This window comes from Niallia sp. 01092 (genome assembly GCF_052318935.1).
Classification (GTDB): Bacteria; Bacillota; Bacilli; order Bacillales; family Cytobacillaceae; genus Niallia.
The window spans coordinates 18154-34228 of record NZ_JBQRKO010000029.1; the positions used below are offsets into that span (position 1 = coordinate 18154).

The 16075-nt window shown below is 36.8% G+C and carries 12 protein-coding genes; 10 read left to right on the forward strand and 2 right to left on the reverse strand.

All coding sequences use genetic code 11. From position 1 onward, the window contains the following. Window positions 1–194: 194 nt before the first annotated feature. The 10 genes from ACTXGU_RS20135 to gatB all read left to right on the forward strand — a co-directional run bounded on the left by ACTXGU_RS20135 (window position 195) and on the right by gatB (window position 12769). The gene (locus tag ACTXGU_RS20135; protein ID WP_443483313.1) at window positions 195–1235 is read left to right on the forward strand and encodes a DUF3048 domain-containing protein; all 1041 of its coding nucleotides are present in this window, start codon (window positions 195–197) and stop codon (window positions 1233–1235) included. Between the two features lie 36 nt (window positions 1236–1271). After that, window positions 1272–1580: a YerC/YecD family TrpR-related protein gene (locus ACTXGU_RS20140; protein ID WP_443483314.1), complete on the forward strand. Its 309-nt coding sequence runs from the start codon at window positions 1272–1274 to the stop codon at window positions 1578–1580. 488 nt (window positions 1581–2068) lie between these two features. Further along, a complete protein-coding gene (locus tag ACTXGU_RS20145; protein ID WP_443483335.1) occupies window positions 2069–2764 on the forward strand; it encodes a heptaprenylglyceryl phosphate synthase in 696 nt (231 codons plus the stop codon). Window positions 2765–2814: 50 nt separating this feature from the next. Then, window positions 2815–5037 (forward strand): DNA helicase PcrA, encoded by a 2223-nt coding sequence (pcrA, locus tag ACTXGU_RS20150; RefSeq protein WP_443483315.1) that lies wholly within the window; start codon window positions 2815–2817, stop codon window positions 5035–5037. Between the two features lie 249 nt (window positions 5038–5286). Continuing rightward, window positions 5287–7305 (forward strand): NAD-dependent DNA ligase LigA, encoded by a 2019-nt coding sequence (gene ligA / locus ACTXGU_RS20155; RefSeq protein ID WP_443483316.1) that lies wholly within the window; start codon window positions 5287–5289, stop codon window positions 7303–7305. A 2-nt stretch (window positions 7306–7307) separates the two neighbouring features. Continuing rightward, window positions 7308–8474: a CamS family sex pheromone protein gene (locus tag ACTXGU_RS20160; protein ID WP_443483317.1), complete on the forward strand. Its 1167-nt coding sequence runs from the start codon at window positions 7308–7310 to the stop codon at window positions 8472–8474. Between the two features lie 118 nt (window positions 8475–8592). Next, on the forward strand, window positions 8593–9036 hold the full coding sequence (locus tag ACTXGU_RS20165; RefSeq protein ID WP_443483318.1) for a YueI family protein: 444 nt from the start codon (window positions 8593–8595) through the stop codon (window positions 9034–9036). A gap of 532 nt (window positions 9037–9568) precedes the next feature. Continuing rightward, window positions 9569–9859, forward strand: coding sequence for an Asp-tRNA(Asn)/Glu-tRNA(Gln) amidotransferase subunit GatC (gene gatC / locus ACTXGU_RS20170; protein WP_443483319.1), 291 nt, complete (start codon window positions 9569–9571; stop codon window positions 9857–9859). Between the two features lie 12 nt (window positions 9860–9871). After that, window positions 9872–11329, forward strand: a complete 1458-nt coding sequence (gene gatA / locus ACTXGU_RS20175; RefSeq protein WP_443483320.1) for an Asp-tRNA(Asn)/Glu-tRNA(Gln) amidotransferase subunit GatA — start codon at window positions 9872–9874, stop codon at window positions 11327–11329. 12 nt (window positions 11330–11341) lie between these two features. Beyond that, window positions 11342–12769 carry an Asp-tRNA(Asn)/Glu-tRNA(Gln) amidotransferase subunit GatB gene (gene gatB / locus ACTXGU_RS20180; protein ID WP_443483321.1) on the forward strand — a complete coding sequence of 476 codons (1428 nt, stop codon included), beginning with the start codon at window positions 11342–11344 and terminating at the stop codon, window positions 12767–12769. Window positions 12770–13236: 467 nt separating this feature from the next. Here gatB and plsY read toward each other — a convergent pair whose 3' ends face one another. After that, window positions 13237–13857 carry a glycerol-3-phosphate 1-O-acyltransferase PlsY gene (gene plsY / locus ACTXGU_RS20185; RefSeq protein WP_443483322.1) on the reverse strand — a complete coding sequence of 207 codons (621 nt, stop codon included), beginning with the start codon at window positions 13855–13857 and terminating at the stop codon, window positions 13237–13239. A 316-nt stretch (window positions 13858–14173) separates the two neighbouring features. After that, entirely contained in the window at window positions 14174–15844 is a 1671-nt protein-coding gene (locus tag ACTXGU_RS20190; RefSeq protein ID WP_443483323.1) for a hypothetical protein, read from the reverse strand. Between the last annotated feature and the right edge of the window lie 231 nt (window positions 15845–16075).

Consider the following 16075-nt stretch of genomic DNA (forward strand, 5'->3'; position numbering starts at 1 on the left):
GATAGTTATAGGAAATTATGACAAAAAGTAAAATGATATCATTTTATATCAAAGTGAATAGATAATAAAAATGCTTCGCTTCTACAAAAAACAAGGATTTCAATAGGTAAGAAAGTAAAAATTTTTGAACTTTAGATGAGTGTCTAGCTCCAGCGCTGAGCAAGGCGCTTGCGCTTTTCTTATTAGGAGGTTCTATGAAAAAGATCTGTATTTTTCTTTTGCTTATAATATTGCTAACTGCATGCAGTAAAGAGGCGGAAGAGGTTAACAAACATAATGAAAATAATCAAACCGGTATTGCCGCAAAGGATGACAAAGAGGTTAAGGAGCTGGCATATACATATCCGCTGACAGGTTTGGTTAGTAAGGAAAAAAGTACGGATAGAGCAATAGGAGTAATGATTAATAATCATCCTGCTGGGAGACCACAATCAGGTTTATCAAAAGCAGATGTTGTGTATGAAGTACTAGCAGAAGGAGATATTACAAGATTTCTTGCGATATTTCAAAGTGAAATACCAGAAACAATCGGACCAATTCGAAGTTCGAGGGAGTATTATATACACCTTGCAAAGGCATATAATACTTTATACATTGCTCATGGGTACAGTCCGGAAGCAAAAAAGCTTTTAACGAAAGAATATATTGATAATTTAAATGGTATGCAATATGATGGCACTCTTTTTAAAAGAGCTTCAAACAGAGTGGCTCCCCATAATTCTTATATTAGCTATAGCAATATATTAAAGGGTGCGGCGATGAAAAAGTATAAAATGGACGAACCGCCAAGATCTCTCGCTTTTTTAAAAGATTCGGATATAGAAAAAATAGCTGGAGAAACAAACAATACAGTCGATGTTAAATTTGGCTCTAATGTTCAATTTAATTCCGAATTTAAATATGACAGCAGCTTACAAAAATACTTGCGTTTTTCAAACGGTCAACAAACAGTTGATTATAATACAAATGAGCCTGTCGCAGTAGATAATGTTTTTATTGTAGAGGCTAAACATTCTATTGTTGACAGTAAAGGAAGAAGAGAAATTGATCTTAAATCAGGTGGGAAAGGCTATTTATTGCAAAAAGGCAAGTGGCGGGAAGTTGAATGGAAGAATATAAATGGTCGAATACTTCCGGTTGAACATGATAAGCAGTCAGGCCTTGTACCTGGGAAGACATGGATAGACATTATACCTTCTAATCCTGGAATAAATGCAGCCGTTTCTTTGAAATGATAAAACTTAAGTGAATTTTTATGGAGGTATGAAAACATGCAAATTGATAAATTAAGGGGGAAAGAATTGGATCAATTATTTCATTCCATTCTTTCTTTGGAAAATTTAGAAGAATGTTATCAATTTTTTGATGACTTATGTACAATAAATGAAATTCAGTCATTGTCACAACGACTGGAAGTGGCAAGAATGTTAAGAGAAGGCAATACATATCATACGATTGAAAAAGAAACAGGTGCCAGCACAGCAACTATTTCACGTGTGAAAAGATGTTTAAATTATGGCAATGACGCATACGAAATGGCTTTAGAAAGAATTAAAAAAGAAGAAAATCCAACAGAATAAAATGGAAGAAAAGTAGGCAAAATGCAGCCTGCTTTTTTTGTTGGTTAGGAAAAGGAAGTGACTATATTAGATAATTATAAAAGGCTGTTTTCTCAAAGTTTGTTGTTTTTTACGCAAAAAAATGGGAGAAGAAGTACTCAGCAGACTGAATACACGTAGACTCCTGTGGGAATGCGAGAAAGACGAGACTTAAGCAGAGCGTATGCGACGAGGAGGCTCGACGCTCGCCCACGGAAAGCGAAGTGTATTCAGGCTGCGGGATTAAAAGCAACATTCTTTACGAAAACAGCCTTATAAAATGAAACCTTTGTTTGAATAAAACGTCCTAATTAAGTGAAAGCTTGACGATTATTTTTGTAGAATTACTAGCTTTTCGCCTTCTTATTTCCAGCAAATATTTACATCCAAATAACCTTTATGATTTCTTTTTAGAAGTTATTACAAATGCTATAATGATGGAATGGACTGTTAGAATGGAGGAAGTATGCATGTATAATGTTCGTGAGTGGCGTCACGTTTTTAAGTTAGATCCTAATAAAGAAATATCAGAGGAAAATTTAGAGGAAATTTGTGAATCCGGTACAGATGCAATCATCGTTGGAGGGACGGACGGAATTACTTTAGAAAATGTGTTGAGTCTTATGTCGCGCATCCGTCGATATACGGTGCCTTGTGTGCTGGAGGTTTCTACAATAGAATCTGTTACACCAGGATTTGATCTGTACTTTATTCCAACTGTTTTGAATAGCCCTGATACAAGATGGGTGACAGGGTTGCATCACGAAGCAGTAAAAGAATATGGAGAAATAATGAACTGGGATGAAATATTAGTACAAGGCTATTGTATTTTAAATAAAGACTGCAAAGCAGCAGCATTAACCAATGCAAATGCTGATTTATCAGAAGAAGATGTTGCAGCATTCGCCATGATGGCAGAAAAGATGTTCCATTTGCCTATTTTTTATTTAGAATATAGCGGAACACAGGGTGATCCTAATATAGTGAAGGCTGCGAAAAAAAGTTTAAAGAATACTACCCTCTTTTATGGAGGAGGCATTCAAAGCTTGGAAGATGCAAAAAAAATGGCAGAACATGCGGATGTCGTGGTAGTTGGCAATATTATTTATGAAGATATAAAGGCTGCTCTGCAAACGGTTCAAATTAAAATGGAAAGCGTTGAATGAAGGGGAAGAAAAGATTAAAATAGAATATATGTTCTTATGGTGGTGAAGGAATGAAATTTTTAACAGATAAAATATTAAATGGTTTAAATCCCGAACAAGAAGCTGCTGTAAAATCAACAGACGGACCATTGTTGATTATGGCAGGTGCGGGAAGTGGAAAAACGAGAGTATTAACACAGAGGATTGCTTATTTGATGGTGGAAAAAGGAATAAATCCTTATAATATTTTAGCGATTACTTTTACAAACAAAGCCGCAAAAGAAATGAGACAAAGGATTGCGACAGTATTAGGGGGAGCAAGTGAGGACATTTGGATATCCACTTTTCACTCGATGTGTGTAAGAATTTTAAGAAAAGATATTGATCGGATCGGCTATAATCGCAATTTTACTATTTTAGATACAACCGATCAGCAATCCGTTGTAAAAGGTATTTTAAAAGATCGAAATATTGACCCGAAGAAAAATGATCCACGAGCAATTTTGGCAAGCATCAGTTCTGCGAAAAATGAACTGGTGACGCCAGAAGAATTTGCGAAGACGGCAGGGGATTATTTTTCTCAAATAGTAAGTGATGTGTATACAGAATATCAAAAACGTCTGCGCAAAAATCAGGCACTAGACTTTGATGATCTTATTATGCAAACGATTCATCTATTTCAAAGAGTACCTGAAGTTTTAGAATATTATCAACGCAAGTTTCAATACATTCACGTGGATGAGTATCAGGATACCAATAAATCCCAGTATTTTTTAGTAAAACAATTAGCAAGCAGGTTTCGTAATCTTTGTGTAGTTGGTGACTCTGATCAATCCATCTACCGTTGGCGTGGAGCTGATATTACCAATATCCTTTCATTTGAGAAAGACTATCCTAATGCAAAGGTCGTTATGTTAGAACAAAATTACCGCTCCACTAAAACAATTCTGCAAGCAGCAAATAAGGTAATTGAAAATAATGCTGGACGCAAGGAAAAAAATCTTTGGACGGAAAATGAACAAGGAAATAAAATTTATTATTACCGTGCAGACAGTGAACAAGGTGAAGCACAATTTGTGATTGGGAAAATACAAGAAGTAAGAAGAGAAACATCGTTAAACCTGTCTGATATCGCCATCCTTTATCGAACAAATGCACAATCCCGTGTGATGGAGGAAATGCTTTTGAAATCCAATATTGAGTATTCAATTGTTGGAGGAATAAAGTTCTACGATAGAAAAGAAATTAAAGATACATTAGCTTACTTGCGATTAATTGCGAATCCGGATGATGACATCAGCCTGCAGCGGGTTATTAATGTTCCGAAAAGAGGAATTGGTTCGACTTCGATTGATAAAATTGCCAACTTTGCAGCGATGCATGATATGTCCATGTATCAAGCGTTAGATGCAGTGGAACTGATTGGTCTAAGTCCTAAAATCACAAAAGCTGCAACAGAATTTCGCAATTTAATCCGCAATTACAGTGACATGCAGGAATATTTATCAGTAACGGAACTAGTGGAAGAAGTAATAGAGAAGTCAGGCTATATCGAGATGTTAAAAGCGGAAAAATCAATTGAAGCACAAAGCCGCTTAGAAAATATCGAAGAATTTATGTCGGTAACCAAAAACTTTGAAGATTCTAATGACGATAAATCGTTAATCGCATTTTTAACCGATTTAGCACTTGTTGCTGATATTGATAAATTAGATGAAGATGGAAATCAAGCAGATTCTGTTGTGTTGATGACACTTCATTCAGCAAAAGGATTAGAGTTCCCAGTTGTTTTTTTAATTGGAATGGAAGAAGGCGTATTTCCACATTCTCGCTCTCTTGTTGAGGAAGTAGAAATGGAAGAAGAAAGGCGGCTTGCGTATGTGGGGATCACAAGAGCAGAAAAGCATTTATACTTAACAAATGCGCAAATGAGAACCCTTTTTGGCAGAACAAATATGAATCCTCCTTCTAGATTTATAAAGGAGATACCAGAGGAATTGCTTGATGGTCTAATGCCGCAAAGAAGAAACAGTGCGCAATCAACAAGCAATCTGTTCTCACGTCCAGCCCAACAAGGGGTGCGGAAAGCGGTTATTCGTCCTGCAGCAACAACCACTGGTGGAGAAGGCATCAATTGGAGTGTTGGCGACAAAGCAGCTCACGGAAAATGGGGTGTTGGAACAGTTGTTAGTGTCAAAGGAGAAGGAGATTCAAAAGAACTGGATATTGCCTTCCCTAGTCCTGTAGGAATTAAAAGATTGTTGGCTAAGTTTGCGCCGATTCAGAAAGCATAACAGGGAGTGTTCAAAAAGTTCGGAGAGCCTCTTTTTCTTAAAAGAATAAGAAAGAAAATTTTAAACCTAGTTTAGTGTCTGGCTCCGGCGCCTAGCCCCTGTGAAAGATAACCTCTTGCCTCTAAAAGTAAAAAACACTTTTTGAGTCAAGAGAACATTTTTCTTCGGGGCTGAGCAAGGCGCCTGCGCTTTTCTTATTGTCCGCCTTTTTGAACACTCACTTATATATGAAAAGAAAGGAATAGAATAATGGATGCAAAAACAGCAGAAAAAAGAGTAAAAGAACTGCATAATTTATTAAACCAATATAATTATGAATACCACGTTCTCGATAATCCTTCTGTTCCTGATGCAGAGTATGATGCTTTATTAAAAGAGCTAGTTCACTTAGAACAGGAATTTCCGGCGCTAAAAACGATGGACTCCCCATCGCAGCGCGTAGGTGGAGAAATTTTAGACATGTTTTCTAAGGTACAGCACCAAAAGCCAATGCTAAGTTTAGGCAATGCATTTAATGAAGCCGATTTACGTGATTTTGACAGAAAAATACGTCAAGCAATTGGCGATGACTTCACATATGTATGTGAATTGAAGATAGATGGGCTGGCTGTTTCTTTGCGTTATGAAGATGGTTTGTTTGAGCAAGGAGCAACAAGAGGAGATGGAACCACAGGTGAAGATATTACCGCCAATCTTAAAACGATTCGTTCTATTCCGTTAAGACTGAAGCAGCCTGTTAGCATCGAAGTTCGCGGGGAAGCATTTATGCCGAAAAAATCCTTTATCGCCTTAAATAAAGCAAGAGAAGAAAAGGAAGAAGAGCCTTTTGCGAACCCACGGAATGCTGCTGCTGGATCCTTAAGGCAATTAGATCCTAAAATTGCGGCATCTCGTAATTTAGATATTTTCGTATATGGTATTGGTGATGTAGGCGAAACAGGAATTCAATCACATAGTGAAGGATTAGATTTATTAGATGAAGTAGGGTTTAAGACAAATAAAGAAAGAAAAAAATGCCCTACAATCGAAGAAGTTTTAGCCTTTGTGGATGGCTGGCAGGAAAAGCGTCCTCATTTGGCTTATGAAATTGATGGAATAGTAATTAAAGTAGATCGTTTAGAGCATCAAAACAGCTTAGGTACAACGGCAAAAAGTCCAAGATGGGCAATAGCGTACAAATTTCCGGCAGAAGAAGTCGTAACTAAACTGTTGGACATTGAGCTTACTGTCGGCAGAACTGGGGTTATTACACCAACTGCATTGTTAGAACCAGTAAAGGTAGCGGGAACAACGGTAAGAAGGGCATCCCTTCATAATGAAGACCTTATTAGAGAAAAAGACATTAAAATCGGGGATAGTGTAGTAGTAAAAAAAGCTGGCGATATTATCCCAGAAGTAGTGAATGTTCTTGTAGAAAGAAGAACAGGGGATGAGGAAGATTTTCTTATGCCAACACATTGCCCGGAATGTGAAAGTGATCTCGTCCGAATTGAAGGCGAAGTAGCATTACGATGCATCAATCCTAAATGCCCTGCCCAAATAAGAGAAGGGCTGATCCATTTTGTTTCTCGAAATGCGATGAATATAGATGGATTAGGGGAACGTGTGATTAGCCAGCTGTTCACAGAAAAGTTAATTGAAGATGTTGCAGATTTGTATGCCTTGACATATGAACAGCTGATTCAATTAGAAAGAATGGGCGATAAATCTGTTACCAACTTATTAAATGCGATTAAAGCGTCTAAAGAAAATTCTCTTGAAAGGCTATTATTCGGCCTAGGCATTCGCCATGTAGGGGCAAAAGCAGCAAAAACGATAGCAATGGAATTTAATAGCATAGAGATGCTGTCAAAAGCAACAAAGGAAGAATTAACGGCAATCAATGAAATCGGCGAAAAAATGGCAGATTCTATCGTAACTTTTTTTGAACAAGAGGAAGTAAAAGCCCTTATAGATGAACTTCAGACTGCTGGGGTTAATATGACGTATACTGGACCGAAACCAGTACAAGCTGAAAATACAGATAGTATATTTGCTGGAAAAACGATTGTTTTAACAGGTAAACTAGAGCAGCTTTCACGTAATGAAGCGAAAGAAAAAATAGAACGATTAGGCGGTAAAATTACGGGAAGCGTCAGCAAAAAAACAGATATAGTAATAGCTGGTGAAGATGCAGGAAGCAAACTTACGAAGGCAGAGCAATTAGAAATTGAGATTTGGGATGAGGAAAAGCTTGTCGAAGAATTAAAGGTTAAAGGTGTGTTGTAAGAATGAAAAAGCGATTCATGTTGATCATATGTCTTGTTCTTTTTTTATCAGCTTGTGCACCGAGCTTTCAAAAGGAAGAAGAAGTGAAAACAAAAACAAATGATAGTACAACAGAGACGGCTATTTTGCCAAAATATAAAATATCAGATGATTATTATAGTATGAAATTGCCTTTTAAATCGTCAGCGGCAAGAGGCCTAGTCGTAAATAACTTAAATACCCGATATGATATAAGCGAATTTGAAACCGGATTAATGCGTGTAGCACAGAATACATTTGATCCAAATGAATATTACTTTCAAGAAGGACAATATTTAACGAAGGAAGTTGTTTCAAGTTGGTTGAATAGGAAATTTACAAAACAACAACTAGGGGAAAAGGATGTATCTGCAAGTAATAATATTGGGTTAAATCCATCGGATGAAGGGCTGTCTATGGCACAAAGCGGACAAATGGAGCCGATTTATTTAGCTCATGTTTTAGAACATGATTATTTAATTAAGAACAAAAAATCAAAAACGGTCACACTAGGTGGCGTAACAATTGGATTGGCTTTAAATTCGGTTTATTATTACCAGAAAGAAAAAGGTGGTGCTGTATTTAAATCCGATATCAGTCAAGCAAAGTTAGAAAGTGAAGGAAAAAAAATTGCCTCAGAAGTTATAAAAAGGCTTAGAAAAATGCAAGGATTAGGGACTGTTCCAATAACGATAGCCTTGTTTGAACAAAAAGAAACGTCCTCTGTTGTTCCCGGCAATTTTATTGCTTATGCATCAGCAGCAAAAGGAAGCAGCAGTTTGGGAGATTGGGAAAAAATTAATGAACAATATGTGCTATTCCCAAATGGTGATAGTAAGTATAAATCTGATGAAGATCCATTTTCCTATTTTAAACAAGATATTGAAGAATACTTCCCGAATTTTAATGGAGTAATTGGCAGAGCCTTTTATGTAAACAATAAATTGCAAAACTTAAATATCGAAATACCAATCCAATTGTATGGGAAAGCAGAAGTAATTGGATTCACACAATTTGTTGCCGGACAAGTGATGGACCATTTTTCATCCGATATTTCTGTTCAAGTTAGTATTACGTCCGTAAACGGAGCCGAATCACTCATTGTTAGAGACGCCGATGCAGACAAGCCTTTTGTGCATATTTATGAATAAAAATAATCAGAATTAAGCATGATTCTTTTATCGACTTCCAAAAGTTTGTAAATAAAGGTTTTTTCCTGAAAGATTAGAGTATAGTAGTAAAGAGTGATCGAAGGGAAGGAGAGATGTTATGTCAAATCCAAATCTAGATGATTATTTACAACAAGGCATGTACGGTTCAAAGGAAACGAAACCTGAAGAACGCCGACAGTTTCTCGGAACACTGCGGGAAAGGGTGGTTGTTGCATTAAAGCAATCACAAGTTAGGGAAGATGGTGTTTATAACGAAGTGAAGGAAGTAATAAAAAATAATGCTGGCGCCAAATTATTTTTAAATGGTCATCTCGACTATGCTTATTTGTCAAAGTATATTAAAATAGCAGACGGTAATAAAATGGAGTATACGATTGTAACAAATAAGAACTATGTTAGTGAAATTGGCTTGCTCGTGGCATATGATCATGCGATTGATAAAGAAGAAATTTATATCTCTAATATGACACAAGAAAATGACGCGGCCAAGGAAGAAAAAAAAGGTTTTTTCTCCTCGTTAGGAAGCTTTTTTAAAAAATAGCCCAGTTAACGATTATAAAAGCTTAGAAAATAAACGATGAGGCAAAGGAATGCCTTTCGTTTATTTTTTTGACCTATTAAAACAGGCCGCTTTCGTATAGATTGTTGCTTTTAAACCCGCAGCCTGAATACACTTCGCTTTCCGTGGGCGAGCGTCGAGCCTCCTCGTCGCTACGCTCCTGTGGGGTCTCGTCTTTCTCGCATTCCCACAGGAGTCTACGTGTATTCAGTCTGCTGAGTACTTCTTATTCTATTTTTTTTCGTAAAAAACAACAAACTGTGAGAAAACAGCCTTTTAAAAAGATTGCTCTGCTGAATTCCAGATTCCCTTCCTTTAATCAACATTATCGTTTAACAGAGCTAAAAAGATAAGAAAAATAAAATTTTTCAACTTAGACGAGTGTCTAGCTCGGACGCCTGCGTTTTTCTTAAGAATATTCTATGTTAGTTTTATCGTTCTTGTTGCTTTCATAGAGATTTGTTTGATATTATCAGATTATTGTGTTGTGCGTATTATTATGGAGGTGACAAAGATGTCAAGAATTACAATTGAGGAAGTTAAGCACGTGGCAAACTTAGCAAGACTAGCCATTACAGAAGAAGAAGCAGCGAAATTTCAGAAACAACTGGATGCGATTATTTCATTTGCAGAAGAATTAAATGAAATCGATACAGAAGGAATTGAACCAACATCACATGTTTTAGATATGAAAAATGTTTTACGTGAAGATAAAGCTACAAAAGGTCTTCCAGTAGAAGAGGTTCTTCGCAATGCCCCTGAACATCAAGAGGGACAAATTAAAGTGCCATCCATTATCGAATAAGGAGGGAAAAAAATGAGTTTGTTTGACCAAAAGATTGCAGACTTGCATGAATTATTACATAAAAAAGAAGTGTCTGTTTCTGATTTAGTTACAGAAGCGTATAATCGCATTAAAGAAGTAGATGACAAAGTACAAGCATTTATCACATTAGATGAAGAAAATGCTTTTCGTAAAGCGAAAAAATTAGATGCAAAATTAGTTTCCGGGGAAAAAACGGGAGCATTATTTGGAATGCCAATTGGAATTAAAGATAATATTGTAACAAAAGATTTAAGAACTACTTGTTCCAGTAAAATTTTAGAAAACTTCCAGCCAATTTATAATGCTACTGTAATCGAAAAATTACAGCAGGCAGAAGCGATTACAATCGGTAAATTAAATATGGATGAATTCGCGATGGGTTCTTCTACAGAAAACTCTTATTACCAAAAAACAAAAAACCCTTGGAATTTAAATACGGTTCCTGGCGGATCTTCAGGTGGTTCTGCTGCATCTGTAGCAGCCGGCGAGGTTCTTTTTTCACTTGGTTCAGATACAGGCGGATCTATCCGTCAACCGGCAGCTTTTTGTGGCGTAGTTGGTTTAAAACCTACATATGGAAGAATTTCTCGATTTGGTCTTGTAGCATTTGCTTCTTCATTAGATCAAATTGGACCAATTACGAGAACAGTTGAAGATAATGCTTTTCTTCTTCAATCTATTTCCGGTCTAGATCCAATGGATTCTACATCAGCTAATGTAGAAGTTCCTGATTTTACAAAAGGATTAACTGGCGATGTAAAAGGGTTGAAAATTGCTGTACCTAAAGAGTACTTAGGAGAAGGGGTACAAGAAGAAGTTCGACAATCGGTCCTAGATGCCTTAAAGGTGCTGGAAGGTTTAGGTGCAACATGGGAAGAAGTATCCTTGCCGCACAGTAAGTATGCGTTAGCTACATACTACTTATTATCTTCTTCAGAAGCTTCTGCCAACCTTTCACGCTTTGACGGCATTCGATATGGATACCGTGCGGAAGATGCAGAGAGCTTAATTGATTTATATAAAAGAACTCGTGCAGAAGGCTTTGGAGACGAAGTAAAACGCAGAATCATGCTAGGTACGTTTGCTTTAAGCTCTGGCTATTATGATGCTTATTACAAAAAAGCACAAAAAGTACGTACATTAATCAAAAAAGATTTTGAAGATGTTTTCCAAAACTATGATGTAATTATTGGACCAACAACACCAACACCAGCATTTAAAATTGGTGAAAATGTCGATGATCCATTAACGATGTATGCAAATGATATTTTAACGATTCCTGTTAACTTAGCAGGTGTACCAGGAATTTCGGTACCATGTGGATTATCAAACGGATTGCCATTAGGTTTGCAAATTATCGGAAAACACTTTGATGAAGCAAGCATTTATAAAGTGGCGTATGCATTTGAACAAGCAACAGATTATCATAAACAAAAACCAACGCTGTAAGGGGTGATAGAAATGGAATTTGAAACAGTCATAGGATTAGAGGTTCACGTAGAATTAAAAACAGAATCGAAAATTTTCTCAAGCAGTCCGAACCATTTTGGAGCTGCGCCTAACACAAATACAACCGTTGTTGACTTAGGGTATCCAGGTGTTTTGCCTGTACTAAATAAAAAAGCGGTTGAATATGGCATGAAAGCTTCGATGGCGCTTAACTGTGAAATCGCAACAGATACAAAGTTTGACCGCAAAAACTATTTTTATCCGGATAATCCAAAAGCATACCAAATCTCTCAATTTGATAAACCGATCGGTGAGCATGGATGGATTGAGATTGAAGTTGATGGGTATAAGAAAAAGATCGGCATCACACGCGTTCATTTAGAAGAGGATGCAGGGAAGCTGAATCATGGAGACGGCTTTTCTTTAGTTGACTTTAACCGTCAAGGAACGCCGCTTATTGAAATTGTATCAGAGCCTGATATTCGTACACCAAATGAAGCATATGCTTATTTGGAAAAATTAAAATCGATTGTTCAGTATACTGGTGTATCTGATTGTAAGATGGAAGAAGGATCTCTTCGCTGTGATGCGAATATTTCTATCCGTCCAGTTGGACAAGAGGAATTTGGTACAAAAACAGAATTAAAGAACTTAAACTCTTTTAACTTTGTTCGCAAAGGGCTGGAATATGAAGAAATACGCCAGAGAGAAGTAGTAAGTGCTGGCGGCGTTATTGACCAAGAGACGCGCCGTTATGACGAAGCGACAAATAAAACATTATTAATGCGTGTAAAAGAAGGATCTGACGATTACCGTTATTTCCCAGAGCCAGATTTATTGGATCTGTATATTGATGAGGATTGGAAAGCGCGCATCCGTGCAGAAATTCCAGAGCTTCCAGATGCTCGCAAAAAAAGATATGTAGAAAAGCTTGGATTACCAGCATATGATGCGAATGTTTTAACAGTAACAAAGGAAATGGCAGATTTCTTTGAAGAAACAGTCGCACAAGGAGCAGATGCAAAGCTTGCTTCCAACTGGTTAATGGGCGATGTTTCCGCTTATATTAATGCAGAACAAAAAGAGCTTTCAGATGTAGGGCTTACGCCAGAAAACTTAGCAGGCATGATCAAATTAATTGAAAATGGAACGATTTCCAGCAAGATTGCGAAACAAGTTTTCAAAGAGTTGATTGAAAAAGGCGGAAATGCGGAAAGTATTGTAAAAGAAAAAGGATTAGTGCAAATTTCCGACGAAGGTGCATTGCTCAAAATTATTGGCGAAGCATTGGATAATAATCCACAGTCGATTGATGACTTTAAAAACGGAAAACAAAAAGCGATTGGATTCCTTGTTGGACAAATTATGAAAGCAACAAAAGGACAAGCAAATCCTCAGTTGGTTAATAAGTTATTGGTGCAAGAAATAACAAAAAGATAATAAAAAGCGAAGGGAAACGATACAAAATCGTTTCCCTTCGCTTTTTTTTAAGATAAGAAATTTTCTAAAGTAAGGCTGTTTTCGTATAGATTGTTGCATTTAAACCCGCAGCCTGAATACACTTCGCTTTCCGTGGGCGAGCGTCGAGCCTCCTCGTCGCATACGCTCCTGTGGGGTCTCGTCTTTCTCGCATTCCCACAGGAGTCTACGTGTATTCAGTCTGCTGAGTACTTCTTCTCCCATTTTTTTACGTAAAAAACAACAAACTTTGAGAAAACAGCCAAAAGTAAAATGCACTTTTGGAGACAAGAGAACATTGTTCTTCGGGGCTGATCAAGGCGCTTCCGCTTTTTTATTCCCCATTTATTTCGACAATTTCTCCATTCATTTCCCAGGAAAAGTTACTAATCTACAGATTCCTTTTTGTTTCATAAAAATTGTTGCAATACTTGTCTGAATATAGAGTACTAGCTAATTTTCTTCGGGTCAATTCGATCTTTTTTGATATTTTTATCATTGATTTTAGGTTCTTTTTTTTGAATGAAGTTAATAATATTCGAGCGATGCAAGTAGATTAATAAAAGCAAATAGATGACAAAGATGAGTTCATTTTTTAATCCAGGCTCGATGATGGCGTATAACAATAATGCTGCGCCAACGGATAAACTGCCAATAAAGACGTATTTTGTAATAGCAATTACAAGAATAAAGGTAACATAAGCAATGAGCAGCATCCAAGGATTAGCGATAAGTAATGACCCGGCAGTAGTAGCAATTGCCTTTCCTCCACGAAAGTTTGCAAAAATCGGAAAGCAATGACCTAAAACGGCAAGCAGACCTGTGTACAAAGGATCTACATTTACTTGGAAAAGCAATGGGAGGGACGCAGCAAGTGCACCTTTGCCAATATCAATGAAAAGAACAATTAATCCTGCTTTTTTTCCTAGTACTCTAATAGAATTCGTTGCACCAGGATTAAAGCTGCCATGTTTGCGAATATCAATTCCATAAAACACTTTACCTATTATTAAGGCAGTAGGGATAGATCCGATAAGATAGGAAGCAAACAAAAGTATAAACAATCGCATTCTCCTTTTTCAAAAGATAAGAAAATATAAGTTTTCTGAAGTCTGATGGGTGTCTAGCTCCAGCGCCCTATCGACATCAACGCTTCCCTCACCTCGTCTACGATAAGTCAACATCGAATCGCTACGCTCTTCGTGTTTCCTTTATCTCACTCGATTCAGTCCAGCTTTTTCCGTCGATGAGCAAGGGCGCTTGCGCTTTTCTTATAATAGTTGTTCTGTTGTCTTCATTATATGCTGCTGAAGAATAATGTTTGTTTCTTTTATTTGCAGATAGAAGAAAGTTTTTAACCTTCTTCTATCTTAACAAAAAAATAGTTTAATGCAGCCCTTCTATTGTTAAATGTTCAACAGATACGATGGCTTCGTCTGTATCGATATAATCGAGAGACAGCTTCATTCCTTTTTCAATAAAAACGCTGTAAGGAAAATCAGTAGAGGAAACTTGGAATATCGTATCCTGTCCATCTAGCATAAACTTAACCACGGTACTGCTTTGCCCTTCAGCTTTATAAACATAACGGACAGTTCCAGTTGCTTTTTTATTATTTGCAATATCTGTAGGTACCGTTTTATCATTTTTAAGCTGTGTGGCAAGTGCATATTTATAATCATTAAATAGCTTTATTTTTGAGTTGCTGTAGCTGTAGATCTTCTCATCCTTTGCATGAACCAGCATCATTTCGCGCAGTACATTGTTGCTGTCCATAAGGGGAACAACCCATGTGAACTGTCCGTAAATTGTATAAAGCAAAGGAGTTCCAGCTTCATATTTTTCTGCTCGGAAAGTTTTTTCCGCTACATTAATAGCCGATTTTCCATTTAACGAACCATTTGCTTCTGTATAAAACGTTATTTTTCCAGTTCGTGCATTTAACAGTGAATAGCCGACCATCGAGCCGCTGTCTGATTTAGCTCGAGTAAAATCTGTAAACCAGTTTAATTGTAGTGCTTGATTGAAAACGCCGTTTACTTCATCATTATCTTCCCATTGTGTCGGCATAATCATATCTTCTTTTGAAAAAATTGTATTCCAAAACCCGTGAACATATTTGCCGTACCATTCATTCCAATCTTCGGCGACACTTGTAGGAATGACATGATCAATAAAATCAGGAATATTTTCTATGGAATAGTCTTTTATATCACCTGTTTTTGGATCAACGATGTAGATTCCCTTTATATCCACCATTTGACGGAATTTATGATAGTACCCGTAAGGAATTACATAATATGGTTTATCCTCATCGTCTGGTTCAAAGCTTGCTTCTAGCAAAATCGTATCTTTATACTTGCTGCGGACGAGCCTTTTTATATCTTCTTGAAAATAAGCAGAAGGTACATATTTCATGGAAGCTTCTACTAAAATAGCATCTTCATTTTCATCTTCTGCACTCATTTTAATATATCCTGGGATGTTTTTTCCTTTGGTCCATTTAAAAAAGCCGGTATATTCAATAGGAGTTACCCAATATAAGTGGTTATCAATCTTCTGTAAAGTAGAATCGCCAAGGTCATAATAAGAGGAGTGAGCAAGCTCTCCCAATTTCTTTTCACTTCGATATCTTGCATAACTTTCTGGGACAACGGCAATATGCTGTTCATCCATTGATTCCTCTTCGCGACTGGCAACAGTAGTTTTACTTGCTACAAATGCATATTTATCTTTTGCAATTGTCAATGGATAGAAAAACTGTAAATATGCCCAAATCAAGAGCAGTACAATGCTAAGTAAAAAGGTGACAGCATATCCTTTCACTCGTGGATAAAATAAATCGCAAAAAAAGAAAAAAGCTAAATAAAGTAAACCGAATTTTATGAATGCTTGCACAGAATAATCAATTAAGCGGAAATAATCTAATAGAAAAATAAAGACTACTCCAACAACGACACGGAAAATTTGGGAAGAAAGAAACCCTTTTTTCTGATAATATGTTTTCCATACAAATGGATTTAACGTTAAAGCTAACACAGCAAATAAATAAATCATGTTTTTCTCCTTTCCAGAGGATGTTCAAAAAGGTACCAAATGATAAGCGGCGAATCTCTTCGTTGGCTTGCTTTTCCGCTACTCACGTATCTAATTGCATACGTTCCGTTGCTCAAAGCTACGCCGCCTCGACCTTCTTGCTTCTAATTTGTTACCTTTTGAACACGCATTTCCAGAGACTTTTTCTTTGTTATACGTATTTTACTGGAAATAGTTCCGTTTGAAAAATGA